This is a genomic window from Amycolatopsis sp. NBC_00348 (assembly GCF_036114655.1).
In the GTDB taxonomy this organism is placed as follows: domain Bacteria; phylum Actinomycetota; class Actinomycetes; order Mycobacteriales; family Pseudonocardiaceae; genus Amycolatopsis.
In genome coordinates, this window is the sequence record NZ_CP107994.1 from 6,571,556 (window position 1) to 6,596,098 (window position 24,543).

Below are 24,543 nucleotides of genomic sequence, written 5' to 3' on the forward strand. Positions count from 1 at the left end.
TGCGTGAACCACTCTGGCAGGTACCGATGAGATTACTCAAGACCCCAAGTAGGCTGGAAAGGAGGTGACCAATTGCATCCCGGACCAGACGACGCCCCGACCGCAGGCCGCCGCGCACCGCGGCCCGCGTCGTCGCGCGCGGAACCGGACCAGGTGGCGACCACTACCAGTGGTCCATCCGGGACACTCCGGCGCGACCACCCGTACTCGCCGCGCAACTGGGCGCTCTGGCGCCGCCGTCCGCGGGTGGTCGCCTTCATCCTCGCCAGCGAGGCGATCGCCGTCGCCGTCCTCGCTTTTTCGCTCACCCGTTCCCCGGCATTGGTGCCGCGCGACTGGATCAATTTCGCGATTCTCGCCGCCGGCGCCACCATTCACATCCAGCTGACCCAGCGGCAGGAAGAAAGACGCCGGAACCGCAAAAAGACGGTCCTCATCGGCCTCACCGCGGTGTGGACCTTTTCGGCGGCGATGATCCTTCCCCCGCTGTTGATTCTGCTGGTCATCTTCGTCATCCGGCTGCAGCACTGGTTCATCGCCCGGCGGCCGGCGCACAACTTCATTTTCTCGTCGCTCACGCACGGCCTCGCGGGGGTGCTCGCGCACCTCACCTACGTCGCGCTCGGACCGCACCTGCTGGGCCTCGGCTGGGGCGACTTCCTGTACGAGTTCGCCACGATCGCCATCACCGGCGCGATCTACGAGGCGATCCAGATCGTCTACGTCGGCGGGGCGCTCGCGCTCGGCATGTCGTCGGAGCCCACGGTTCGCAACGTCCTCGGCAGCCCGGCCGACAACATGCTCGAAGCGATCACCATCGGCCTCGGCGCGGTGACCGCGATCCTGCTGGCGGTGGTGCCGCCGATGGTCGCGGTGATGGCCGTGGTGACGGTCGTGTTCAATCGCCTGGCCGAACTCGACCAGCTGCAGAACGACGTCCGGACGGATCCGAAAACCGGCATTCTCAACATGCGCGGCTGGTCGGAGACGGCGGAGCGCGCACTGGAACGGACCGCGCGTTCGAGTGATCAGCTGGCGCTGCTGATGGTCGATCTCGACCACTTCAAGTGGATTAACGACACCTATGGACACCCGGCGGGTGACGACGTGCTGCGCACTGTTGCGCAAACCCTCGACGAGGTGACCAGACCGAGTGACTCGGTAGGCCGTTTCGGCGGCGAGGAATTCCTCATTCTGCTACCGGACATCGACGAAGAGGCCACGCACGACGCCGCCGAGCGCATCCGCATCGCGATCGCCAAGCTGCACATCGTGACCACCGACAAGCGCGGCGACCCGGCCACGATCGCCGACCGCACGACGTCGATCGGCGTGGCCCGGTACCCGCGGCACGGCGACACGCTCGACCGGCTCCTGCAGGCGGCCGACGCGGCGGTCTACCGGGCCAAGGAAAGCGGCCGCGACCAGGTGAGCTTCGCCCCGGACACCCCGGACGAGCTACCCGCGTCCTGACGGCCGGGCGCCCAGCCGGACCGTGAGCTGGGCCTTCACCAGCACCTCCGCCGTCGACCCCGGCGCCGCCGGGGTGAGCCGCAGCCGCTCGCCGCGGTAGCCCGCGGACTCCAGGCGCAGCACCCGGGCGCGTTCACCGGATTCCGGGAGAGGGGTCGCCGCGCGAATGTCCCCTCCTCAGCCGACCACCGGAACAACCCACGCGGCCGCGACCCTCAGGGCGACTGGCCCAGCCCGCGCAACCGCACCAATTCGCGCAACTCGCGACGGCGAGCCACCCGCGGAACCCCGAATCGCGGAGCGACCGGCGCAACCGCACACCTCCGCGTCAAGCCGACCGGCCCGCGCCGACCCGTTCTCGCCCCTCAACCGCCCAGCCGGACCGTGAGCCGGGCCTTCACCAGTACCTCCGCCGTCGTCCCCGGCGCCGCCGGCGTGAGCCGCAACCGCTCGCCGCGGTAGCCCGCTGACTCCAGGCGCAGCACCCGGGCGCCCGGGGCCGGGCGCGGGTGGCACCAGTGGCGGACCGGGCCCGTGCCAGCTGGGTCCTTCGCCAGGATCAGGTACTCGAACCCGAGGTCGTCGGTCACCCGGCCGAGACCGTTCCACCACAGCGCCCGCAACGTCGGCCCGGACGCCAGCTCCACCGGCGGGTCCGCTTCGACGTCGACGCGGAACCCGCTCGAGCCCACGCGGATCCCGCGGGCCTCGAGGATCGCCCCGCCCTTCGGCGCCGCCGGCTCGCCGGGAAGCCGGTCGGCGCGGGGCAGCAGCGCGGCGACCGTCAGCTCGGCCGCACGACGGCCCTCCTCCTCCGCCGGAACCGGCGGCACGCCGCGTAACGAAGCACCGAGAACGCCGTGGCCCATGACCTCGGCCCAGGCCAGCGCGGCACACCGCAGCCCGGGCTCGGCCCGCAGCCGGTCGGTCACCGGGCCGGCGCCGCAGCGGGAAGCCCGCACCAGCCGGGCCGCTTCCGGCGGCCCGGCGCCGAAGAAGCCGGTCGCCGCCCGGCCGAGCGCCCGCACCTGGTCGGCCAGCACCACGCGCGCGACCTCCCCGGGACAGCCGCGGGCGAGCGACGCCGGCTCCACGCTCCGCAACGCCCGGGCGAGCACCCGGACGTCGGGGTCCCGCGGTTCCCGCAGGGACGCGCCGGGGGCGAGCCGGCGCAGCGCGCGCACGGTGTTCTCCACCGGCACCCGCCGATCGGTCGAGCACACTGGACGTCCTCCTGGTCACCGCGCCCCGCCCCGAGTCTGCGCACCGCGGCCCGGCCGCGGAAGGCGAGAACGGGCAGCCGATGGGGCAACCCCACCGCGCACCCGGGGGTTAGCCCCGTGTCGGCCCGGCGGCGGGGCTGGCACCCTTGTCCCATGCCAGCCCCGACCGAGCCGCCGCGTGTCCGCCGACCCTGGTCGACGTCCGGCTGGCTGCTGCTGGTGCTGCTGGTGGTGTTCGCGTTCGGGCTGATCGCCTCACGCCCGCCGTCGCCACCCGACCAGGGACCGCCCACCGGCGACGTCCTCGCCGCGCAGAACGCGATCGAGGCCCTGGTCCACCCCGGCCCGCACCCGGACGCACTCGCGTTGCTGCCCAAGGACTTCACCGCGCTCAGCGGCGTCACGCCGGGTTCGATGCCGGCCCGCGACGGCACGGTCCGCGCGGTGCACGTCGACGGCGGCTGCTCGACGCCGTGGGGCGACGACAACACCAAGTGGGACTACGCGGTGCCGTGCAAGGCGCACGACCTCGGGTACGACCTGCTGCGCTACGCCGACCGCAAGGGCCACCCGCTCGGCCCGGAGGTCCGCGAAGCGCTCGACAGCCGGCTGTCCTACGACATGCACCACGCCTGCGACCTCAACCCGATGGACTCGGCGGGCACCTGCCGGGTCGTCGCGTCGTTCTACTCGGCCGGGCTGGTCGTCAACTCGTGGCACCAGCGCTGGGGCCCGCCGGTCGGCGACCCGATCGGCCCGATGGTCGCCGGCGTGCTCGTGATCGCCTGCCTGCTGGTGTTCCGGCTGCGCGGCTGGCACTACGCCCGCCGCGTGACGCCCACTCCGCGCCCCGCGACCGCACCCGCGTCGGTGAGCCGCTGGGCATTGCTCGGCGCCGGCGGGGTCGTCCTGCTGCTGCTCGGCGAGTCCGTGACGGCGCTCGCGGACTGGGCCGGGGCGCCCGAACCGGCGTTGTGGCCGCTGACCTGGCTCGCCCAGCTCGCGCCGTTGATCTTCTTCGCCGGCGGCCACGCCAACGCGGCCGGCTGGCGCGCCGAGCAGGAGACGGGCGGCGGCTACCGCCACTACCTGGCCGAACGCGCCAGCCCGCTGCTGCGCCCGGCGCTGATCTTCGCCGTCGTCGCGCTGCTGACGCCGCTCGCGCTGGAACTGCTCGGCATCCCGGCGGGCACCACGGCGACGGTGATGCGGATCGCGCTGCACCCGCTCTGGCTGCTCGGCGTCTACCTGCTGACGATCGTCTGCGCGCCGCCGCTGCTGGCGCTGCACCGCCGCGCCCCGGTGATGGCGGCCGCCGGCCTGCTCGCGCTGGTCGTCGGCGGCGAACTGGCCGCGAACTGGACCGGCTCGCCGCAACCCCGCTACGCGGCGACGTTCGCCCTCGCGCTCCTCGCCCAGCAACTCGCCTTCGCGCACGCCGACGGCGTACGGCCGTCACGACGTCTTCTCGGCTTCGCGGCCTTCGCCGGTGTCGCGGCCCTCGCCGTGGTGAGCGTCGTCCGGGGCGGGCCGCCGCTGCTGCTCGGCAGCCCGGGCGCGCCGGCCGCGTTCTCGGCGCCGCCGTGGGGCGTGCTGCTGCTCGGGGTGACCCAGCTGAGCCTGCTCGGGCTGCTGGCCGGCCCGCTGTCACGGCTCGGTTCCCGGGCCCGCGTCACCGCGGTGAGCCGGCTCGTCGTGCGCGCGCCGATGAGCCTCTACCTGGCGTTCCTCGCCGGGATGCTGCTGCTGGTGGCGCTCGTCTACCTGCCGGGCCGGATCGCCGACGGGCTGACGTGGCTGGTCCGGCCGCGCACGCTGGTCGCGGTCGGGTTGCTCGCGGTGCCGGGGGCGCTGGTGTTCTGGTGGTTCGAGCGGCACACGCACGGCGCCGGCCACCCGCGCGCGGCGGAGCTCCCCGGCCGCCGGACGGCCGTGCTGACCAGGGCCGCGGCGGCGCTGGGCATCGGCTACGCGACGCTCGGGGTGTTCGGCTTCGCCCTGACGCGCTTCGGCGGTGTCGCGGCGGACGCGGACATCCTCGGCCTGCGGCTCGACCCGATCCAGAGCCTGGTGCACCTGCTGCTCGGGGTGTTCCTGCTGCACACGATCCGGATCGGCGCGAGCGCCGCGACGGGCACCTGGCTGGCCACGGCGCTGGCCTGCGCGCCCTCCCTGCTCTTCGCGGCCGACGGCGGCAACCCGGGCCTGCTGGGCGTGACGCTCCACGCGGCCACGGCGGTGTTCGCCCTGCTGGCCGCGGCGGGAACGCTGCTCCCGGCGCGCCGAGCCGCCAACGCGGCTCCCTGACCCCGTCCGAAGGCCGAGCTTTCTCCAGGAAAGATGCGTCCGAGGGCCCCCGCGACGCATCTTTCCCGGCGAAAGCTCGGCCTCGCGTTCACTCGTCCGTGGGACACCGGCACCCTTCCGGGGCACCCCGCGCAGACCGGTTCGCCCAGCTCCTCGCGGCGGCCACTCCGGCGTCCGGCGAAGGCAGCGTCCTGACCAGGCGAAACCGGCAGGCCTGCGGGAAAATGGGTGGTGCACGCCACATCCACAGGGGGATGTGTAACGCTACGGCAACCAGGGGAAGGCACCATGCGTCCCATCCTGTAGCCCTACAGATCTGAGCAGTGAGGAGGCGCCCGCGTGGATCACCCGCCTCGGAACGGGCAAGGCGACCGCCGCCCCGCCCGGCCCTGGCAGGACGAGCCAGGACGAGCCGACGCTCGCCGTGGCACGCCGCCTCCTCGCCGTCCCGCACCTCGCCGTGAACCGGTGGACGCCCGCCGCGCGCCACCGCCGAAGCGGCCGGCGCCGCGGGCCCGCCGCAACTCCTTCCGGGGCGCGAAGATCGCGCTGACCGTCGTCTCGCTGCTGGTGATGGGCCTGACCGGGTACGCGTGGGCCGCCATGCAGGGCCTGGTCAACGGCCTCAACTACGCGAACGTGATCAGCAACGACGCCGGTGGCGACAAGCCCGCCGACGGCGCGCGCGACATCCTGCTCGTCGGCCTGGACAGCCGCACCGACGCCCAGGGCAACCCGCTCTCGCGCGAGGTGCTCGACCAGCTGCGGGCCGGCGACTCCGACGGCGAGCTGAACACCGACTCGCTGATCTTCGTGCACATCCCGAACGACGGCAGCAAGGCCGTGGCGATCTCGCTGCCGCGCGACACCTACGTCGACATCCCCGGCGGCTACGGCAAGCACAAGATCAACTCCGCGTACGCCCGCGCGATGCTGTCGGCCCGCAAGGACCTGCAGAAGCAGGGCCTCACCGACCCCAAGCAGCTCGACGTCCAGGCCAACCAGGCCGGGGCGAAGGAGCTGATCCAGACCGTCGAGAAGCTCACCGGGTCGACCATCGACAACTACGCCGCGGTCAACCTGCTCGGCTTCAGCGAGATCACCACGGCCATCGGCGGCGTCGACGTCTGCCTGAACAACACCGTCAAGGACGAGTACTCCGGCGCGAACTTCACCAAGGGCCAGCACACGATCTCCGGCGTCGAGGCGCTCGAGTTCGTCCGCCAGCGCCACGGCCTGCCCAACGGCGACCTCGACCGGGTCGTCCGGCAGCAGGTGTTCATGGCCGGCATGGCCCGCAAGGTGCTCTCGGCCGGCACGCTGACGAACCCGGGCAAGCTCAGCGACCTGATCGACGCGATCAAGAAGTCGGTCGTGCTCAACCAGAACTGGGACATCTTCGGGTTCGCCCAGCAGATGAAGGGCCTGACCGGCGGCCAGCTCGAGTTCCGCACCATCCCGGTGAAGAACATCGACTACAAGACCCCCGAAGACGGCTCGGCCATCCAGGTCGACCCGGCCGAGGTGAAGAACTTCGTCCAGGGCCTCGCCGGGCCGCAGCCGGGGGCGACGACGCCCGCGCCGCAGGTCGACAGCGCGAACAAGGCGACCAAGGTCGACGTCCGCAACGCCTCCGGCAAGACCGGCCTGGCCGCGACCGTCGCCAAGGCCCTCGAGGCCAAGGGCTTCACCGCGGGCGACACGGCGAACTCGGCCGCGCGCAAGACCACGGTGATCTGGGTGCCGAAGGGTGGCAAGGACACCGGCCAGGCCGTCGCGGACACCCTCGGCGGCTCGCCGACGGTCCAGGAGGACAAGAGCGTCCAGGCCGGGCACGTGACGGTGTTCCTCGGCTCCGACTACAAGGCCCCGAGCACCGACTCGAACGCCGGTTCCAGCGCGGGGGGCGCGACGTCCCAGGCGCCCGCGCCGCCGCCGGCCGACGAGGAGAAGCCCATCACCGCCGAGGGCGTTCCCTGCGTCAACTGAGTCACGGCACCTGCAAATTGCCCGTCGTGGTCATCTGCCGTTAACCCGTTAGGCCTAACTCTCACAATCGGTATCAAAGACATGCCGGAATCCGCGTAATGCGCGGGCACCTGCGCACTTACATACACGTGAGGGTGCACCTGCACGGAAACTGCCACCTCCGTGAAGGTGCCGCGGGAGGAACACGGCAGGGGACATTGATGTGCTGATCGACGCCGAGGACTACCAGCGGATACTCGGAGACGAGCTCCGCAAGCTCAGGCGCAGCCGAGGCTGGACGCGCAAGGAGCTGAACCAGCACCTGCAGAGCGAGATCTCGCTGCAGACGCTGGCCACCTACGAACTGGGCACCAGACAGTGTTCCGTGGTGCGGCTGGTCGAGCTGTGCGTCGCGATGGACGAGCTGCCCCAGGACCTGCTGGCCAAGGTGCACCGGCGGGTGTTCGTCGACGAGCCCGGCCGGGTCCGCGTCGACCTGCGCAAGGTCGTCGCCGACGCGCCGCCCGAACTGCTCCCCCTGCGCCGCTGGGCCGAAGACCGCCTCCGCACGGCCGGCGACCACGGCCCCGGCGAGATCGCCCTCGACCTGCCCGCCCTGGAGCGGATGGCGGAGCTCTGCGAACTGCCCACTGTGGACCTGATCGCCAGCCTCCGCCGCTACGTCTCCCGCTGATCCCCGCCCGGTCGTGAGTGCGTAACAGTGTTCTAACACTGTTACGCACTCACGACCGCGGCCGTCAGCCGACGCGGTAGTCCTCGCGCCGCACCTTTCGCGTGTCGAGCCAGTAGCGCCAGGTGAACCCGGGCCAGATCGTCCGGTTGACGCCTTTCGCGTCCAGGTACCAGCTCTTGCAGCCGCCGCGGGTCCAGATGCCCTTCGCGAGCTTGCGCTGGATCCGCGTGTTGAACCGTTCCTGCACCTCGGCCTTCGGCTCGATCGCCCGGCCGCCCGCGAGCCGCAGCGCCTCGGCGACGTAGGAGATCTGCGCCTCGATCATGAACACCACCGAGTTGTGGCCGAGGCCGGTGTTCGGGCCGAGCAGGAAGAACAGGTTCGGGAAGCCGGCGACGGTGATCCCGAGGTGCGTCCGCATCCCCTCGGTCGCCCACTCCTTGCCGAGGTTGCGCCCGTCGCGGCCGACGATCTCCAGGTCGTCGAAGGCGTCGGAGACGTGGAAGCCGGTGCCGTAGACGATCGCGTCGACCTCGTGCTCGACCCCGGCCGCGTCGACGACGCTGTGCTCGCGGACCTCCCGGACGCCGTCGGTCACGACGTCGACGTTGTCCCGCGCGAGCGCCGGGTAGTAGTCGTTCGAGATGAGCACGCGCTTGCAGCCCATGGTGTAGTCCGGCGTGACCTTGCGGCGCAGCGCCGGGTCCTGGATGGCCCGGTCGATGTTGCGCTTGGCCAGGCGCTGGCCGATCTTCATCATCCACGTCTGGCCGTTGAAGCCGATCGCGCGCGCTTCGAGCGTCCAGTAGAGGAAGTTGCGGTAAGCGCGCTGGGCGAGCGGGAACGCCTTGAACAGCGTCCGCGCGCGGCCGGACATCTCGTGGTCGGCCTTCGGCATGATCCACGGCGGCGTGCGCTGGAACAGCGTCAGCTCCCCGACCTCCGGCGCGATCCGCGGCACGAACTGGACGGCGCTGGCACCGGTGCCGATCACCGCGACCCGCTTGCCGGCGAGGTCGACGTCGTGGCGCCACCGCGCGGAGTGGAACGCCGGGCCCGCGAAGTTCTCGATGCCCGGCAGCTCCGGGATCTGCGGCAGGTGCAGCGCCCCGACGCCCGCGACCAGCGCCTGACCCGCGAACTCGTCGCCGCCCCTCGTGGCGACGTGCCAGCGGTTCTCCTCGCCGTCCCAGCGGGCCCCGGTCATCTCCTGGCCGAAGCGGATGAACCGGCGCAGGTCGTGCTTGTCGGCCACCTCGCGCATGTAGCGCCAGATCTCCGGCTGCGGCGAATACGCCCGCGACCAGCCCGGGTTCTGCTCGAAGGAGAACGAGTACATGTGCGACGGGATGTCGCAGGCGCACCCCGGGTAGCTGTTGTCGCGCCACGTGCCGCCGACGTCGTGCGCCTTCTCGAGGATGACGAAGTCGTCGCGCCCCTCCTTGCGCAGCTGGATCGCCATGCCGAGACCGGAGAACCCGGTTCCGACGATGACGACCCCGGTCTCCGTGCGGTTGCCCATGACCAGCCTCCCGGTTTCCTGTTACCCGTCGTCCAGCTTACTCAGAGTAGGTTACTACCGGTAGAGTGTTGCCCGTGACCACCGCCAAGCGCAAGCGCATGCCCCGGGCCGAGCGGATGCGGCAGATGATCGACGTCGCCGAGCAGGTCTTTTCGGCACGCGGCTACGCGGCGGCGTCCATGGACGAGATCGCCGAGCTGGTCGGCGTCTCGAAGCCGATGCTCTACGAGTACTTCAACTCGAAGGAAGGCCTGCTCCTGGCCTGCATCCAGGAGTCGCGCGCGGTCCTGCGGGAGGTCACCGAGCAGGCGATGGTCGGCGCGACCAGCGCCGAGGACGCCCTGCGGCGCGGCCTGCTGGCGTTCTTCGTGTTCATCCGGGAGCGGCGGCAGGCCTGGTCACTGCTGCGGCACGAGATGGCGTTGATCGGCACGCCGGCCGCCGAAGAGGTCGAAGAGACCCGCCGGCAGCAGACCGACCTCATCGCCGCACTGATGAGCGGCTATTTCACCGGAGACGACGACCTGCAAGCCGAAGCGGCCGCGGAATTCGTCGTCGGAGCCTGCGAGCGGCTCGCTATCTGGTGCGAACGCCACGAAGAAGTGACCCCCGAAATGGCCACCGGGTACGCTATGGACGTCCTCTGGGCTGGACTTCGAGGTCGTGCACGGTAATCTGCTCGTGCATTAGGCCATTCGGTCGTTACTCAGCGCACTTTGCGCTCCGTGTCTTGTGACACAGAGTTGCTCTACGGTATCGATGACACGGTACAAAAGTGTGCTGGGCTTCGCGCGGTCGTGAACAGGGTGGCGGGAACCACGTCATAAGGGCGTGGCAACCGGGTCACGTACGCGTGAGGGCATGCTTGAGAGGGAGAGGGGCGTGAGGCAGATGGTGGAAGCGATCACGGCGACGTACGTCCAACAGGACGCGGACTGGGCGATCACGGTCAGCGGCCAGGGCAAGGAGCTGACCGCCCGGGCACCGGGCATCATCGCCGCGCGGGACCGCGCGGACCAGCTGGTCGAACAGCTGGCCGGCGGCGGCCGGACCACGGTGGTGCACCTGATCAACGGCAGTGCGCTGGACTTCACCAGCGCCTACATGACCGCCCGGCTGACGCTCCCGAAGCTCCCGCCGCTCGAGGTCCCGCCGCCCGGCAGCGTGCCGAAGCAGCAGACCGCCGAGAAGGTCGTCGAGAAGGTCGAGAAGCCGGCCGAGAAGAAGCCGGTGCTGCCGACGGGCAAGCAGCTCCCCAAGGAAGTCGAGGAGCCCAAGCCGGTGGCCGAGCCGGCCCCCGAGGTCGAAACGAAGACCCCGGCCAAGCCGGCCCGCGCCTGAGCTACTTGAGGAGCTTGCGCACCAGCAGGGCGACCACCAGGACACCCGCACCGATCAGCGGGTACTTGACCTTGGGGTTGTCCAGCTTGGCGCGCACGCCGTTCTTGGCCGCGTCCGCGAGCTTCTTCGGGTCGGCCTTGACGGTCAGCTGGTCGAGCGTCGCCGCCAGGGCGGTTCGAGCCTGCTCGATCTCACGCTCGATCGTCTCGGGATCGCGGGCCACGGGTCCTCCTCGCCGCAAGGGACTGCTGGTGGCCAACGTTAGCTGGCCCGCCCCCGGAACCCCGCACCGGCCACGGCCCGGCGTGGCGAAGGCCGCAGCACGCTACGCTTCCGGATGCGCAGGGCCCGTAGCCCAATTGGCAGAGGCACACGGTTTAGGTCCGTGCCAGTGAGAGTTCGAGTCTCTCCGGGCCCACTCGAATCCCCCGCTCGCTCAGCCGAGCGTGACGAACCGATCGGCTCTCGAGTTCACATCGACGCCTTCCGCCGATCTTCGGCTGCGTCCTCGCTTCGTATCGCCTGGAGAGGAGTTCGGCCATGGCCACGACGGCTCCGATCAAGGTGGACGCCGCCGTGCGGGAGTACGTCGATGCTCACCGCGACGAGATCAACGCGGGCATCAAAGCCGCGCTCGGCCGGCTCAACTCCGACGCCGCCGCCATCTCCCTGATGACCGGATTCAGTGCCGCCGAGATCGACAACCTCGGTGGCCTGCCGACATAGCTCAGCGTGTGCCATCGCGTCAAAGCTCTGGTGCGTCTCGACGAGGACCACGAGGCCTACCTGGCGATCATCGCCGAAGGCATTCCCGACCCGGCGATCTTCGCCCTGCTCCTCGACTGTGTTCCCGGCGTCACGCCGGACGACTGGCAGCCTGAGCCGTCTCCGCTCGCGGAGATGGAACCGGCGCCCGGCGAGGTCATCTGGTCGACGCTGCTTCGCTCGGAGGTGGCGAGCGCGATTCTCGACCTCGACACCGCCCGCTGACCTCGCCCCCGGCTCCCCTGAAGCTCAGCCGAGCGTGACGTGCGGTGCCAGCGCCCGCAGGAAGTCCGGGGCGTCGAACAGCTCGCCTGCCGAGGCGACGCCCTTCGTCCTGGTGCGGCCCGTCAGGATCCGCTCCACCGCCTCCACCGCGAGCGGCGCCGTGACCGCGTAGATGTCCTGACCCCGCGCCGCCATCCGGCGCACCTCGCCGTCGGACCGCACCACGACGTCGACCACGAACGTCTCCGGGCTCCCGGCCCGCTTTTGAGCCGCCGACAGGCCCTCGGCCGCCACCGACGTCATGTACGTCGTCACCGACGGGACCTTCAGGTGGCTGGGGATCGTCACGACGTCGGCCATCGTGAACTCGCCGAGCACCGGCTGCGCGCCCAGCGGCTCGGGGAACGGCCACGACAGCTTCGGCAGCGCGTCGTCGTGGTGCTCCAGGCGACCGTCCGCGAACCGGATGCGCTTGCCGCCGCGCCGCGTGCGGGAGACGCGGCCCGCGGCGAGTGTTCCCGCTGTCGGGTGCCAGCCGCTCAGGCCGTACGCGACGTGGATCTCGTCCGCGCCCGTCCAGTCGCCCATCGCCGCCGTGGCCAGCAGGTCGCCGAGACCGCCGTAGAACGCCATCGCCGGGACGACCACGGTGTCCGCGTCCGCGAAGCGCGCGAAGGTGTCGAGGTTGGCCTCCAGCTCGGCCGCGACATCCACGTAGGGCACGCCCGCCCGCTGCGCCGCCTCGATGACCGGGGTGGCGGTCTCCGCGAAGGGACCCGCGGTGTTGATCACCGCGGCCACGCCCGCCAGTGCTCGGTCGAGCGACGCCGGGTCGTCGACCGACGCGGGCCGGCCGCCGGGCAAGCGTGCCGCGTCGCGGCCGGAGAGGATCGGCTCGAAGCCGCGTGCGCGCAGCTCAGCCACCACGAAACGCCCGGTGTGCCCGTAGGCGCCGTAAACCAGTACCGATGTCATGCAGCCATCCTGACGAGCGCGGCGCCGCGCTGACAGTGTCCGGAACGCCATCATGCGTACAATTCCGGACATGAAGACTGTGGCGCTGGCCGCGACCGACGGGATGCTGTCGTTCGAGCTGGCCATCGCGTCGGAGGTCTTCGGCGAGAACCCGCGGTACGACTTCGCCGTCTGCGGCTCGGCGCCCGTGCTGGTCGGCCGGTTCCGGCTGGAGCCGGAGCACGGGTTCGACCGGCTGGCGCGCGCCGACACGGTCCTCGTGCCGGGCTGGGCGGACGTCGACGTCGCCCCGCCGGCCGACCTGCTCGACGCCGTGCGCGAGGCCCACGCGCGGGGCGCGCGGGTGGCGTCCCTCTGCACCGGCGCGTTCGTGCTGGCCGCCGCCGGCCTGCTCGACGGCCTGCGCGCGACGACCCACTGGGCCCACACCGATGTGCTGGCCGAGCGCTACCCGGCGGTGACCGTCGACCCCGACGTGCTCTACGTCGACAACGGGAGCGTCCTGACATCGGCGGGCAAGGCCGCGGCGATGGACCTGTGCTTGCACCTGGTCCGCACCGACCACGGCTCGGCCGTCGCCAACACGATCGCCCGCCGCCTGGTCGTGCCGCCGCACCGCGACGGCGGCCAGGCCCAGTTCGTCCCCGCGCCGGTGCCCGCCCGGGACGACCACCCGCTCACCGAGCTGTTCCCCTGGGCGGCCGGACGCCTGGACCGGCCGCTGTCGGTGGACGATCTGGCGCGGCGGGCCGGCATGAGCACCCGCACCCTGACCCGCCACTTCCGGACGGTCACCGGCACGACGCCGTTGCAGTGGCTGCTGACCCAGCGCATCCGCCGCGCGCAGGAGCTGCTGGAGACGTCGAAGAGCAGCGTGGACGCCATCGCGGAGGCGGTCGGTATGGGCACGGCCACGACGTTGCGCCGGCACTTCCACCGCACGGTCGGCGTGGCCCCGGACGCCTACCGCCGGACGTTCCGCGGTCAGTAGCGAACGTCGCTCTGCAGCAGCGGCGGGTAGACCTCCGACGGCTCCCCGTCGACCGTCGTGCCCGCGAACTGCAGCATCGCGCGCTGGGCGCCGCGCATCGGGGCCGGGTAGTCCAGCGTCGGCGCCGAGACGTCGTCCAGCCGGGCGAGCTGGTCCGCCGAAAGGGCGATCTCCAGCGCCGCGAGGTTGCCGGTCAGGTGCTCCAGGCGGCGGGCGCCGACGATCGGGACGACCGTGCCCGGGCGGGCGCGCAGCCAGGCCAGGGACACCGCGGCGGACGTCGTGCCCAGCTCATCCGCGATCGCCGCGACGGCCTCGACGACGTCGAACTTCGCTTCGCTCGGGCCGCCGACGTACGCCGTGCGGGCCGACTCGGGGGTGCCGGCGCCGCGGCGGTACTTGCCGGACAGGAAGCCGTTCTTCAGCGGGCTCCACGGCGTCAGCGCGATCCCCTGGTCGAGCGCGAACGGGGCGAGCTCGCCCTCGACGGTGCGGGCCAGCAGCGAGTACTCGACCTGCAGCGCGATCAGCGGCGTCCAGCCCCGCAGCTGCGCGGTCGTCTGGGCCTGCGCGGTGACCCACGCCGGGGTGTTGGAGAAGCCGACGTAGCGGATCTTGCCCGCGCGGACCAGGTCGTCGAGGGTCCGTAGGGTCTCCTCGATCGGGGTGTTGCGGTCCCAGTTGTGCAGCCAGTACAGGTCGAGGTAGTCGGTCCGCAGGCGGCGGAGGGTCTGGTCGAGCTGGGCGATGATCGACGCGCGGCCCGCGCCGCCGCCGTTCGGGTCGCCGGGGAACATGTTGCCGAAGAACTTGGACGCCAGCACGACGTGCTGCCGGCGGCCGGGCCGCGCGGCGAAGAAGTCGCCGAGGATCTTCTCCGAGTGGCCGTTGGTGTAGAAGTTGGCCGTGTCGACGAAGTTCCCGCCCAGGTCCAGGTAGGACGCCAGGATCTTCTCGGACTCCTCGACGCTGCAGCCGGCGCCGCCCGGGTCCTCGCCGAAGGTCATCGCGCCGAGCGCGAACGGGCTGACGCGCAGTCCGGACCGGCCGAGGGTGACGTAGTGGTCGAGTGACATGAAACGCTCCTTGCGTGTCGGATTGCCTGTCACCAGAAAACGCGAAATGCCAGCTCAGCGGTAGATCGATCCACGCGGCCTCTTGCACGATCCTGCCGACCTTGGTTCCCTTGAGGCATGCTCCTCGCCGAAATCCGCGACCTCATCGCGGCGCACGCCCACGCGGACCTGCGCACCCGCGTACCGGGCCTGCTGTTGTCCAAAGTGGACTCCGCGGAGCCGCACCATTCGCTGACGGAGCCGCTGCTGGTCGTCATGGCGCAGGGCGGCAAGCGGTTGCTGCTGGGCGAGCAGGTGCACGAGTACACGGCCGGGCAGTACCTCCTGGTCACCACGGACCTGCCGGTGACCGGCCACTTCGTGGGCGCGTCGCCGCGGACGCCGGCGTTGGGCATGGGCCTCGCCCTGCGGCCCGCGGCCATCGCGCCGCTCCTGCTGGAGACACCGCCGACGCGCTCGCGCGACACGTCGCCGATCGCGATCGGCGACGCCGGCGCCGACCTGCTGGACGCCACCGCGCGGCTGCTGCGCCTGCTCGACCACCCGGCGGACGCGCCGGTGCTCGCGCCGCTGATCGAGCGCGAGATCCTGTGGCGGCTGCTCACCGGCCCGCACGGCGGCCTGCTGCGCCAGATCGGCCTGGCCGACAGCAGCCTGTCGCACGTCAGCCGGGCGATCCGCTGGATCCGCGGCAACTACGCCGAGCCGATGCGCGTCGACGAGCTGGCGCGGCTGACCGGCATGAGCCCGTCGGCGTTCCACCGCCACTTCCGCGCGGTGACGGCGATGAGCCCGCTGCAGTTCCAGAAGCGCATCCGCTTGCAGGAAGCGCGATCCCTGCTGGTCGCCGGCGCGGGCGACATCGCGGGGGTGGGGCACCTCGTGGGGTACGACAGCCCGTCGCAGTTCAACCGCGAGTACCGGCGGTTGTTCGGGGCGCCGCCCGGCCAGGACGCGGCGCGCCTGCGCGAGGCCGCGGCGCCGGCGGCGCAGCTGCCCTGACCGCCGATCCGTTCAAGACCGCCGGCCGCGCCGGTGCGACCCTGAACCGGTGACTGCGAACCTCTCCGCGGCGGCGTCCTTCCTGGCCACGCACGCCCGTCTCCTCGACCGCCGCCGCTTCGAACTGCTTCTCGGCGAGACCGACGCCGCCGCCGTGCTCGCCGCCGTCGACGGCTATCGCAATACCGACGGCGGCTACGGCTGGGGCCTCGAGCCGGACCTGCGCGCCCCGGAAAGCCAGCCCGGCGGCGCCTTGCACGCGTTCGAGGTGTTCGAAGACATCGCCCCCGGCACCGCGCCGCACGCGGCGAAGCTCTGCGACTGGCTGGCCGGCGCGTCCCGCCCCGACGGTGGCCTGCCCTTCGCGCTGCCGGTGGCCGACCCCGCGGGCTGCGCGCCGTTCTGGGTCCAGGCCGATCCCGAAGAGGCCACCCTGCAGAGCACGGCGTTCGCGGCCGCCGTCGCGCTGCGCGTCGCGCGGCACGACCGCGCCGTGCGCGACCACCCGTGGCTGGCCGGCGCGACGCAGTACTGCTTCCGCGCCATCGAAGAGCTCTCCGAAGCCCCGCACGCGATCGTGCTGTCCTTCGCGGTGCAGTTCGCCGACGCGGCCCACGACATTCACCCCGAGGCCAGCGAGCTACTGGACCACCTCGGCGCGTTCGTCCCGGCCGACGGCCTGGCCGCGGTGGCCGGCGGCTCCGAGGGCGAAACCCTGCGCGCCCTGGACTTCGCGCCGCTGCCGGACCGCCCGGCGCGCGCGTTGTTCAAGCAGGACGTGATCGACGCCGAGCTGCGCCGGCTCGCCGGGGAGCAGCAGGACGACGGCGGCTGGCGCGTCGACTTCGCGAGCTTCTCGCCCGCCGCGGCCCTCGAATGGCGCGGCTACGCCACCGTGCGTGCCGTGTCGATCCTGCAGCGCAACGGCGTCCTCCGACCGTCGCGGAAAGCTCTACACGGGTGACGCCGACGTTCACTCGGCCGTGGCGTATCACATCGCAGCCAGTGAGACGACCACGGACCGCGACGTGCCGGCGTCACCGAACGGAGCCGGCCGGACGGCGGCCGGCGGGCGACCGGACCACCCGGGGTGGCACGGCCTCCGCCCACCGCCCACCGCGACGGCCGGTCGAAGACGTCGAACCCGCTCGAACGAGCGGCGCGCTGTGCCCGGTTCGGGACGAAACTCCTGATCATCACGCGCCTTCCGGTCTCCGGCGCCGAACCCGTAGGGTGACGGGGAAGCCGGTACCCGGAGGTGAGCCATGGCGTCGCGCAACCCCCTGGGCTGGTTCGCCCGCTGGGCGGACTGGTTCGAAGGACGCGGCGTCTACGTGCCCGGCGAGGAGAGCCGTGCGGTCGACCCGGTCCGCGATTTCGGCTGGCTGATGGCCGCCTGGGTCGCCGGAGTGGCGATCTTCATCCTGTTGTTCGCCCTCGCGGTTTAAGTGGCACGTGGATGGTGATTGTCACCACCCGTGCCGTTCCGGTCACGGATTGGCCACGGGGCGGCACCAGGTGCGCGACAACCCCCCGTGGCGCCTCGTAACCCCGCGCGATCACGACCAGAGTGGAGCGGGTTCGCCCGGCACACCCCGATGCCGACGGCACCCCCGACCCGCCGACTGGAGTACCCGCGATGGCGCTCGCGCGCACGTGCAAGATCATTTTCACCTCAGGGCTGTTGTGCCTGGCGGTGGCGTGCGGGGTCCCGGCGCAGGAAGGCACCGCCGCGCTCGGCGCCGGCTCCCCCGCACCCGCGGGTGCCGCGGCGGCCCAGGCGGGCAACGACCTGAAGTTCGGCGCCGACCACCGGTTCGCCAGCGGCGTCACCATCTCGGTCGGCTCGCCCCAGTCGTTCCAGCCCAGCCCGTCGGCGTACCCGCAGAGCCCGCGCGGCGCGGCCTTCGACGTCCTGCTGACCAACAACGGCACCACGACGTACAAGCTTTCGGGCCTCGCGGTCACGGCCACCACGGCCGGCGCGGCGGTCAAGCAGGTCGTCGACACGACGCAGGGCTTCACCGGCATCGCCGACGCGGGCAAGGACGTGCTGCCGGGCCGCTCGGTGCACGTCACCCTGGCCTTCGCGGTGCCGCAGGACCCGACGCAGCTCCGGCTGCGGTTCAGGCCGAGCACGACCGAAGAAGCCGTGGTCACCTACTGCGGACCCGCCTGAGCCGGCGCCCGTTACGCTCGGCGGCATGACCGAGCGCCTTTCCCCCGGTGACGACGCCCCGGACTTCGCACTGCCCGACAGCGAGGGCAAGGAAGTGTCGCTGCGCGAGTTCCGCGGCAAGTCCGTCGTCGTGTACTTCTACCCGGCCGCGAGCACGCCGGGCTGCACCAAGCAGGCCTGCGACTTCCGCGACAACCTCGCCGAGCTGAACGACGCCGGCTACCAGGTCATCGGCATCTCACCGGACACGCAGGCGAAGCTCGCGAAGTTCGTCGCGAACGAAGAGCTGACGTTCCCGCTGCTGGGCGACCCGGACAAGACCGTGATCGAGGCGTGGGGCGCGTACGGCGAGAAGAAGAACTACGGCAAGACGTACCTGGGCGTCATCCGCTCGACGTTCGTCGTCGACCCGGAAGGCAAGATCGCGCAGGCCTTCTACAACGTCCGCGCGACCGGTCACGTCGCGAAGCTGATCCGGGACCTCGGCCTGGCCGCCTGATCACCGCGGAGCTGCCCGGTCACGGGGCCGGGCAGCTCACGCCGTCAGCCGGCCAACGCCGGCGCGAGCCGCTGAAGCAGCCAACCGGCACACCAGCGCGCCTCGGAGTCCTCGCAAACGGCTTCCTTGGCGAGCTTCGCGGCCAGCTTCCGCGGATCCGGCGCGGTGACCGGATCAGCCGCGACGGCCTTCGACGTCGCCCAGTCCCACTGCATGAGCCGCGACACCTCGGACGCGAGGCACAACTCACGGACCCGATCGTCGGTGTCGAGCACCCGAGCGACGAGATCGGCGTTTTCGCGGCCCGGCAGGAACCCGATGATGGACACGGCGTTGGCCCGCAACGTCGACGTCTTCCCGGTGACCGCCCACCGGCGGAAGTTCTCGACGCCCGCCGCGCTGACGACGGGAGCGACCGCCGCGTCGATCGTGCTCGACGTCGGCCCTTCGGCGAAGATGCCGGGATCACCGGCTTCGACCGCGGCCTTGACGGCGGCCAGGTGCTCGCCGTCCTCGATCTTCCTGAGCTTCGGGTGGGTGATGTCCTTGCGCTTCATGCCATTCCCCAGCACCTTCTCGTACGCGGTCACCACATCGAGGGTAACCGGCCGGACCCCGGTCTCCACCTGCCCGAGGTAGGACTTCGAAAAGTTCGCAGCCGCCGCCATCTCGGCGAGGCTCAGCTTCACGTACTCGCGAGCGGCGCGTAATCGCGCGCCGAACTGCCCAGCACCGTGATCCACATCGATCCGGTGGCGATACATCCGGTGCTCGGCGAGTACTGGCACCGGACGCAGCTGCCGGGCATCCCCGAACCCGGGCAAACGCTGGTCATGCTCTGCGGAGCCCGCGGCGTCGCCACGTTCGAAACTCCGGCACAACGGCGCGAGCGCGGCGCGCCATCGGCATGCCGCCCAGCCCTTTCGTGAAGCCGCACCGGTGAGCCGCCTGATCGGCGGCTGACCGCTCGCTCATCGGTTCCACACACCCTTTCGGGACGCTGCCCGGGTTACGAAAGGGAGGACACCCACATGGCAGCGAAGATCCCCATGCTCGCCGCGGCCGTCTTGGTCGCGACGACGCTCGGCGCTACACCCGCGCACGCCGCCGATGCCGTCGTGCAGCACGACCTCGCCGTGACGGCCGTGCAGCGGCAAGCCGTGCTCGATTACTGGACGCCCCAACGCATCGCGGCGATGCCGACCGGGCCCGTCACCGGCCAAGCGCCACCGCACGACGGCCCGGACGGCGCCGGATTCCGCACCGGGACCGCCGTCGACCGCACCGTCGGGCGGTTGTTCTTCGTCGATCGTGGCGAGGATGAGAGCTGCACCGCGACGCTCGTCGCCGCGGCCAATCGCAGCACCGTCGTGACCGGCGGGCACTGCGTCCACACCATGGACCTGATCGGCAATGATCCACAGTGGACGGACAAACTCCTGTTCGTGCCAGGGTTCCGGGACAACACCCGCCCGTACGGCGAGTTCGTCGCCCGCGCGGCCTTCGCCGACACGACCTGGGTGACCGACGACCAGCAGTCCGGCCACGACCAGGCGTTCCTGGTGCTGAACCCCGACGGCCACGGCCGCCGCGCCGCCGACGTCACCCAGACCGCCCAGCCCCTCGGCATCGGGCTGCCCGGCACGCTGCCGGCGCAAGAGTTCGGCTACCCGCGCGCCGCGAAAACGCCCGGCCACCAAGGGCGTCCGGAGTTCACCGGCCAGCGCGTCGCGCGCTGCTGGGGCGCGCCGAAGGAGAACCCGGGCAACGCCGACGTCCCGATGCCGCGCGGTCAGTGGGGCGTGCCGTGCGACATGGGCGGCGGCGCCAGTGGCGGGCCGCGGCTGACGGCGTTCTCCGGGACTACCGGCTACGGCGTGGTCGTCGGCGTCGACACCGAGGCCTGGTACCTGCACGCCGACGGCTCGCTCTGCCTCGACCAGACGCCGGACTGCACGCGCTACCTGTTCGGGCCGCAGTTCACGACAGCCGTCACCCAGCCGCTGTACCAGCGGGCAGCCGCAGCGTGAACGTCGCACCCTGGCCGGGAACGGAGGCCGCGGTGACCGTGCCGCCGTGCGCCTCCGCCAGTTTCCGGACGATGGCCAGCCCCAGCCCGCTGTGAAAACCGGAGCTTCGCTCCGGGCCGGGGGCTCCGCCACCCGGAGCCCCCGAAAGACCGCTAGCGCCGGTCCCCCTGGTGCGCGCCTTGTCGGCGCGCCAGAACCGGTCGAACACGTGCGGCAGGTCGTCGGCGGAGATCCCGGTGCCGGTGTCGGCGACTTCGATGACGACGTCGTCGCCGTCCCGCCGGCCGCGCAGCACCACCGAACCGCCCGCAGGTGTGTGCCGGACGGCGTTCGACACCAGGTTGCCGACGGCCTGGCGCAGCCGCACCGGATCGGCGGTCACTTCGAGGGCGGCGGGCGTCTCGACCGAGAGCGCGATGCCCGCCGGGCGCTGCGCCGCCGCGACCTGGGCCAGCAGGTGCGCCGCGTCCACCGGCTCCGGGTGCAGCCGCAGCGCGCCCGCGTCGGCGAGCGCCAGATCCTGCAGGTCGTTGACGATGTGCTGCAGGTGGACGGCTTCTTCGAGCAGCGAGTCGACCAGTTCGTCGTCGAGCCGGCTGATGCCGTCCTGCGTCGCCTCCAGCCAGCCGCGGATGTTGCTCAGCGGCGTCCGCAGCTCGTGCGCGATGTCGCTGACCATCGCCTTGCGCGTCTGTTCGAGCCGTTCGCGGCTGGCGGACATGGCGTTGAACGCGGTCCCGAGCCGCGCGATCTCGTCACGCCCGCGCACCTTGACCTGGGCGCCGCTCTCGCCGCCTTCCATCCGCTTCGCCGCACCGGTGAGCGCGCGCAGCGGCCGGATCAGCCGGATCCCGCCGAGCACGGTGACGGCCAGCGTCAGCAACAGGATCGCGCCGGCCACCTCGAAAAGGCGGACTTTGTTCTCCGGCGACAGCGTGAACCCCGTGGGCGCTTCGCCGCCTGGCGCGGTGAGGTAGAGCGACGCGGCGGGCGCGACGAACGGCGTCAGCTGCTCCCGCCGCGCGGCGCTCAGGCACGACTGCACGGCCTGGTTCGACTCGGCGCTGCGCACCACGCCCTTCTGCACCCAGGTGAAGTCGAGCAGCACCTGCACCTGGGCGAGCGGCTTGGGCTCGGGCCCGCGGTTCAGGCACGCGCTGACCAGCGTCGACAGCTGGTCCAGCGCGGCCTGCTCGGACTTCGCCGGCAGGCTGAGCGTGCTGCCGTTGCACGACGACAAGACGAACGGGTCGGCGCCGTCGATCCGCGGGTGCCCACCCGGCGACGTCACGACGGTGCCGGCGCCGGAGCGCGTCTGCACGCACCGCAGGACGCGCTGGGCGAGCGCGCCGAGGCGGGTGCGGTCGGCGTCGGACAACGCGTACGGGCCGACGGCGTCCGGGTCGATCCGGTCGGCGGTCGTCTCCTGCCCCAGCCCGGAGTCGACCTGCAGCGGGTCGACGACGATCGAGGGCCGCAGCGGCAGCGGCCGGCCGTCGGTGGCCGAGTCGAAGACGGGCGTGCCGTCGGTGAGCGTCAGCGCGATGCGGCGGCCGGTGATCGACGCGGTGCCGCGCACCTCGGCGGCGACGTCGCGCCAGTTCGGGTGGGTCGCGGCGTACTTCAGCAGGCCGCGGTAGATGTTGCCGTCGTCGGCGAGCGCCTGGCCCTGCTCCTGCTGGATCGCGCCGGACGTCGTGCGCGCGGCGAGCCACGCGGTCGCGGCGATCGAAGCCACCGCGACCAGCGCCGAGAGCACGAACAACCGCAGGAGGAGGCTACGGCGCATCGGCGCCCGCGGTCAGCTTGTAGCCGACGCCGTAGACCGTGACGAGCCGCGCCGGGCGCCGCGGGTCGGCCTCGATCTTCTTGCGCAGGTTCATCACGTGCACGTCGATCGCGCGTTGCGTGATGTAGCGGTCGAAACCGTGCAGGTGCTCCAGCAGCTGACCGCGCGTGAACACCCGGTCCGGCTGGGCGGCCATCAGCTCCAGCAGGCGGAACTCGCCGGGAGTGCACTCGATCGCGTGACCGTCGACGGTCACCTCGTGGCGCAGCGGATCCACGATCAGCGCGCCCACGCGGGTCGTCCCGCCGGGACGCGCGGGGGCGGCGCGGCGCAGTAGCGTCCGGATCCGCGCCATCAGCTCGCGCGGGCTGAACGGCTTGGTGACGTAGTCGTCGGCCCCGAGGTCGAGGCCGGCGAGCAGATCGTCCTCTGTGGAGCGTGCGGTGAGCATCAGCACCGGCAGATCGGTCTCGGCGCGCAGCGTGCGGCAGATCTCGAGGCCGTCCATCCCGGGCAGCATCACGTCGAGCACCAGCAGGTCCGGCGGGTGCCGGCGGACCAGGTCCAGCGCGGCGGTGCCGTCCCCGACGACGACCACGGTGTGCCGCTCCCGCTCGAGGTAGCGCCGGACGAGCTCGGCCTGCTTGGCGTCGTCCTCGGCCAGCACGATGTGGGCGCACATGGTCCCGAGCATAAGCGCGGCTACCGGAAGACCACGGTTTCCTCATGGGTCCCTGACATTCCGCTGTGAGGCTGACGCCATGAGCACAACCCGATCGGGTGGCCGGCGCCGGTGGGTGTGGCTGGTTGTCACCGCCGTCGTCGTGGTCCTGCTGGGCGCCACGGCGTTCCTCGTGGTCGAGCACGGGCGCGGCACCGCCGCCACCGCCGCGCCGCCGCCCGCGGTGACGACCGTCGCCGTCCGCAAGACGGACCTGGCGAACACGCAGTCCTTCACCGGCACCCTCGGTTTCGGCACGCCACAGCCGTTGAAGGGCACCGGCGCCGGGACCGTGACGAAGCTGCCCGCGATCGGGGACGTCGCCCAGCGCGGCCGGGCGCTGTACTCCGTGGACGGTCGCCCGGTGCCGGTGTTCTTCGGCGACACGCCGTTGTTCCGCAAGCTCGACAACCCGGACCTCGCCGGGCCGGACGTCACGATGGTCGCCGCCAACCTGGCCGCGCTGGGGTACAAGGTCGGGCACCCGAAGACGTTCACGTTCGCCGATGTCCTGAAGAAGTGGCAGAAGAAGGCCGGGCTCGACGAGACCGGCACGCTCGACGTCGGCCAGGTCGCGGTGCTGACCGGCCCGGTGCGGGTCAACTCGGTGACCGCGCAGCCCGGCGACCCGGTCGCGGAACCCCTGCTCACGGTGACGTCCACGACGAAGGTGGTCGTCGCGCCGGTGGACGCCTCGGACGTCGCGGCGATCAAGACCGGCGCCGCTGTCTCGGTGGTCCGCCCCGACGGCAAGGCCGTCCCGGCGAAGGTGACGTCGGTCAGCACGGACGTCGCGGAGGGACAGGGACCGCCCAAGGTGAACGTCATGGTCACCCCCGACGACCCGCAGTCCGTCGCGGATCTCGACTCCGCGGCGGTGCAGGTGCGGATCGCGACCGAGACCCACGCGGGGGTGCTCGCGGTCCCGGTCGGCGCGCTGATCGCGTTGCGCGAAGGCGGGTACGCCGTGCAGCTGCCGGACGGGACGCTGAAGGCCGTCGAGACCGGGATGTTCGCGCGCGACCTCGTCGAGGTCCGCGGTGCGGGCGTCACCGAAGGCATGAACGTGGTGACGACGTCGTGACGCCGGTGCTGGCCCTGCGCGGGGTGAGCAAGCGTTATCCCGGGGACGTCGTCGCGCTCGACGACGTCACGCTGACGGTGTCCGACGGCGAACTCCTGGCCATCGCCGGGCCGTCCGGCTCCGGCAAGTCGACGTTGCTGCACATCGCCGGGACGCTCGACCTGCCGACGTCGGGAACGGTCGAACTCGACGGCGAAGACGTCACGCGGCTGAGCGACCGGCAGCTGTCGGCGTTGCGCGGACGGCGGCTGGGGTTCGTGTTCCAGCAGTTCCACCTGACCGACGGACTGTCCGCTGTGGACAACGTGGCGACCGGCCTGCTGTACGCGGGCGTCCCCCGCCGGCGTCGTCGTCCGCTGGCGCTGGACGCGCTCGGCCGGGTCGGGCTCGCGCACCGCGTCGAGCACCGGCCGCACGAGCTGTCCGGCGGCGAACGCCAGCGCGTCGCGATCGCCCGCGCCGTCGTCAACGACCCGGCGCTGGTGCTGGCCGACGAGCCGACCGGCGCGCTGGACACCGCCAACGGCGAGGCCGTGCTGGACCTGCTGACCGGCCTGCACGCCGACGGCACCACGATCGCCGTCATCACGCACGACCGGGACATCGCGGCTCGGCTGCCCCGGCGCGTCGAGTTCCGTGACGGCCGGATCGTGCGGGACTCGGCGTGAAACCGGCGCGG

The 24,543-nt window shown here is 71.8% G+C and carries 26 protein-coding genes and 1 tRNA gene; 18 read left to right on the forward strand and 9 right to left on the reverse strand.

The window, feature by feature from the left end:
* Positions 1-72 precede the first annotated feature (72 nt).
* Positions 73-1,473, forward strand: coding sequence for a GGDEF domain-containing protein (locus OHS58_RS28425; protein ID WP_442875475.1), 1,401 nt, complete (start codon positions 73-75; stop codon positions 1,471-1,473).
* Here the strand turns inward: OHS58_RS28425 and OHS58_RS28430 are convergent.
* Complete coding sequence (locus tag OHS58_RS28430) at positions 1,459-1,596, reverse strand: hypothetical protein (RefSeq protein WP_326958317.1); 138 nt, start codon at positions 1,594-1,596, stop codon at positions 1,459-1,461. The genes OHS58_RS28425 and OHS58_RS28430 overlap by 15 nt on opposite strands.
* Positions 1,597-1,838: 242 nt before the next feature.
* Complete coding sequence (locus tag OHS58_RS28435) at positions 1,839-2,696, reverse strand: hypothetical protein (protein ID WP_328644602.1); 858 nt, start codon at positions 2,694-2,696, stop codon at positions 1,839-1,841.
* A gap of 153 nt (positions 2,697-2,849) precedes the next feature.
* On the opposite strand from OHS58_RS28435, the gene OHS58_RS28440 reads away from it, so the two are divergent.
* From OHS58_RS28440 to OHS58_RS28450, 3 genes are all read left to right on the forward strand, one after another.
* Positions 2,850-5,003, forward strand: coding sequence for a phospholipase (locus OHS58_RS28440; RefSeq protein WP_328644603.1), 2,154 nt, complete (start codon positions 2,850-2,852; stop codon positions 5,001-5,003).
* Between the two features lie 339 nt (positions 5,004-5,342).
* The gene (locus OHS58_RS28445; RefSeq protein WP_442788285.1) at positions 5,343-6,992 is read left to right on the forward strand and encodes an LCP family protein; all 1,650 of its coding nucleotides are present in this window, start codon (positions 5,343-5,345) and stop codon (positions 6,990-6,992) included.
* Positions 6,993-7,194: 202 nt separating this feature from the next.
* The gene (locus OHS58_RS28450; protein ID WP_326944062.1) at positions 7,195-7,665 is read left to right on the forward strand and encodes a helix-turn-helix transcriptional regulator; all 471 of its coding nucleotides are present in this window, start codon (positions 7,195-7,197) and stop codon (positions 7,663-7,665) included.
* Between the two features lie 64 nt (positions 7,666-7,729).
* Here the strand turns inward: OHS58_RS28450 and OHS58_RS28455 are convergent, their stop codons facing one another.
* Positions 7,730-9,187, reverse strand: a complete 1,458-nt coding sequence (locus tag OHS58_RS28455) for a flavin-containing monooxygenase (RefSeq protein WP_328644604.1) — start codon at positions 9,185-9,187, stop codon at positions 7,730-7,732.
* Positions 9,188-9,303: 116 nt separating this feature from the next.
* Between OHS58_RS28455 and OHS58_RS28460 the strand changes: the two genes are divergently transcribed.
* Positions 9,304-9,861: a TetR/AcrR family transcriptional regulator gene (locus OHS58_RS28460; RefSeq protein ID WP_328649873.1), complete on the forward strand. Its 558-nt coding sequence runs from the start codon at positions 9,304-9,306 to the stop codon at positions 9,859-9,861.
* A 217-nt stretch (positions 9,862-10,078) separates the two neighbouring features.
* Entirely contained in the window at positions 10,079-10,528 is a 450-nt protein-coding gene (locus tag OHS58_RS28465) for a hypothetical protein (protein ID WP_326960094.1), read from the forward strand.
* Position 10,529: 1 nt separating this feature from the next.
* Here the strand turns inward: OHS58_RS28465 and OHS58_RS28470 are convergent, their stop codons facing one another.
* On the reverse strand, positions 10,530-10,751 hold the full coding sequence (locus OHS58_RS28470; RefSeq protein WP_326944064.1) for a DUF3618 domain-containing protein: 222 nt from the start codon (positions 10,749-10,751) through the stop codon (positions 10,530-10,532).
* A 121-nt stretch (positions 10,752-10,872) separates the two neighbouring features.
* Between OHS58_RS28470 and OHS58_RS28475 the strand changes: the two genes are divergently transcribed.
* The 3 genes from OHS58_RS28475 to OHS58_RS28485 all read left to right on the forward strand — a co-directional run bounded on the left by OHS58_RS28475 (position 10,873) and on the right by OHS58_RS28485 (position 11,518).
* Positions 10,873-10,946 (forward strand) — tRNA-Leu (locus OHS58_RS28475).
* 122 nt (positions 10,947-11,068) lie between these two features.
* Positions 11,069-11,254: a hypothetical protein gene (locus OHS58_RS28480; RefSeq protein ID WP_326958308.1), complete on the forward strand. Its 186-nt coding sequence runs from the start codon at positions 11,069-11,071 to the stop codon at positions 11,252-11,254.
* A 30-nt stretch (positions 11,255-11,284) separates the two neighbouring features.
* Positions 11,285-11,518: a hypothetical protein gene (locus OHS58_RS28485; protein WP_328644605.1), complete on the forward strand. Its 234-nt coding sequence runs from the start codon at positions 11,285-11,287 to the stop codon at positions 11,516-11,518.
* 24 nt (positions 11,519-11,542) lie between these two features.
* On the opposite strand, the gene OHS58_RS28490 is transcribed toward OHS58_RS28485, so the two are convergent.
* Positions 11,543-12,493 carry an NAD(P)H-binding protein gene (locus tag OHS58_RS28490; RefSeq protein WP_328644606.1) on the reverse strand — a complete coding sequence of 317 codons (951 nt, stop codon included), beginning with the start codon at positions 12,491-12,493 and terminating at the stop codon, positions 11,543-11,545.
* 70 nt (positions 12,494-12,563) lie between these two features.
* On the opposite strand from OHS58_RS28490, the gene OHS58_RS28495 reads away from it, so the two are divergent.
* Positions 12,564-13,484 carry a helix-turn-helix domain-containing protein gene (locus OHS58_RS28495; RefSeq protein ID WP_328644607.1) on the forward strand — a complete coding sequence of 307 codons (921 nt, stop codon included), beginning with the start codon at positions 12,564-12,566 and terminating at the stop codon, positions 13,482-13,484.
* Here OHS58_RS28495 and OHS58_RS28500 read toward each other — a convergent pair.
* The gene (locus tag OHS58_RS28500; RefSeq protein WP_328644608.1) at positions 13,478-14,560 is read right to left on the reverse strand and encodes an aldo/keto reductase; all 1,083 of its coding nucleotides are present in this window, start codon (positions 14,558-14,560) and stop codon (positions 13,478-13,480) included. The two genes, OHS58_RS28495 and OHS58_RS28500, sit on opposite strands and share 7 nt — an antisense overlap.
* A 117-nt stretch (positions 14,561-14,677) precedes the next feature.
* Here OHS58_RS28500 and OHS58_RS28505 point away from each other — a divergent pair, with 117 nt between their 5' ends.
* The 5 genes from OHS58_RS28505 (at position 14,678) to bcp (ending at position 18,240) form a co-directional block, all read left to right on the forward strand.
* Positions 14,678-15,562, forward strand: a complete 885-nt coding sequence (locus OHS58_RS28505; protein WP_328644609.1) for an AraC family transcriptional regulator — start codon at positions 14,678-14,680, stop codon at positions 15,560-15,562.
* 49 nt (positions 15,563-15,611) lie between these two features.
* On the forward strand, positions 15,612-16,526 hold the full coding sequence (locus tag OHS58_RS28510; RefSeq protein ID WP_328644610.1) for a hypothetical protein: 915 nt from the start codon (positions 15,612-15,614) through the stop codon (positions 16,524-16,526).
* Positions 16,527-16,827: 301 nt separating this feature from the next.
* On the forward strand, positions 16,828-17,010 hold the full coding sequence (locus OHS58_RS28515; protein ID WP_247056974.1) for a hypothetical protein: 183 nt from the start codon (positions 16,828-16,830) through the stop codon (positions 17,008-17,010).
* 191 nt (positions 17,011-17,201) lie between these two features.
* The gene (locus OHS58_RS28520; RefSeq protein ID WP_328644611.1) at positions 17,202-17,741 is read left to right on the forward strand and encodes a hypothetical protein; all 540 of its coding nucleotides are present in this window, start codon (positions 17,202-17,204) and stop codon (positions 17,739-17,741) included.
* A 25-nt stretch (positions 17,742-17,766) separates the two neighbouring features.
* Positions 17,767-18,240, forward strand: coding sequence for a thioredoxin-dependent thiol peroxidase (gene bcp, locus OHS58_RS28525; protein ID WP_247056978.1), 474 nt, complete (start codon positions 17,767-17,769; stop codon positions 18,238-18,240).
* 44 nt (positions 18,241-18,284) lie between these two features.
* Here the strand turns inward: bcp and OHS58_RS28530 are convergent, their stop codons facing one another.
* Positions 18,285-19,028 (reverse strand): helix-turn-helix domain-containing protein, encoded by a 744-nt coding sequence (locus OHS58_RS28530; protein ID WP_328644612.1) that lies wholly within the window; start codon positions 19,026-19,028, stop codon positions 18,285-18,287.
* A 243-nt stretch (positions 19,029-19,271) separates the two neighbouring features.
* Here OHS58_RS28530 and OHS58_RS28535 point away from each other — a divergent pair, with 243 nt between their 5' ends.
* Complete coding sequence (locus OHS58_RS28535; protein ID WP_328644613.1) at positions 19,272-20,270, forward strand: trypsin-like serine peptidase; 999 nt, start codon at positions 19,272-19,274, stop codon at positions 20,268-20,270.
* Here OHS58_RS28535 and OHS58_RS28540 read toward each other — a convergent pair.
* Both OHS58_RS28540 and OHS58_RS28545 read right to left on the reverse strand, forming a co-directional pair.
* Positions 20,233-22,059 carry a HAMP domain-containing sensor histidine kinase gene (locus tag OHS58_RS28540; RefSeq protein WP_328644614.1) on the reverse strand — a complete coding sequence of 609 codons (1,827 nt, stop codon included), beginning with the start codon at positions 22,057-22,059 and terminating at the stop codon, positions 20,233-20,235. The genes OHS58_RS28535 and OHS58_RS28540 overlap by 38 nt on opposite strands.
* A complete protein-coding gene (locus tag OHS58_RS28545) occupies positions 22,049-22,741 on the reverse strand; it encodes a response regulator transcription factor (protein ID WP_328644615.1) in 693 nt (230 codons plus the stop codon). The genes OHS58_RS28540 and OHS58_RS28545 overlap by 11 nt, the downstream gene beginning before the upstream one ends.
* A 79-nt stretch (positions 22,742-22,820) precedes the next feature.
* On the opposite strand from OHS58_RS28545, the gene OHS58_RS28550 reads away from it, so the two are divergent.
* Together OHS58_RS28550 and OHS58_RS28555 are read left to right on the forward strand one after the other, a co-directional pair.
* Positions 22,821-23,864 carry an HlyD family efflux transporter periplasmic adaptor subunit gene (locus OHS58_RS28550; RefSeq protein ID WP_328644616.1) on the forward strand — a complete coding sequence of 348 codons (1,044 nt, stop codon included), beginning with the start codon at positions 22,821-22,823 and terminating at the stop codon, positions 23,862-23,864.
* A complete protein-coding gene (locus OHS58_RS28555) occupies positions 23,861-24,532 on the forward strand; it encodes an ABC transporter ATP-binding protein (protein ID WP_328644617.1) in 672 nt (223 codons plus the stop codon). The genes OHS58_RS28550 and OHS58_RS28555 overlap by 4 nt, the downstream gene beginning before the upstream one ends.
* Positions 24,533-24,543: the final 11 nt, after the last annotated feature.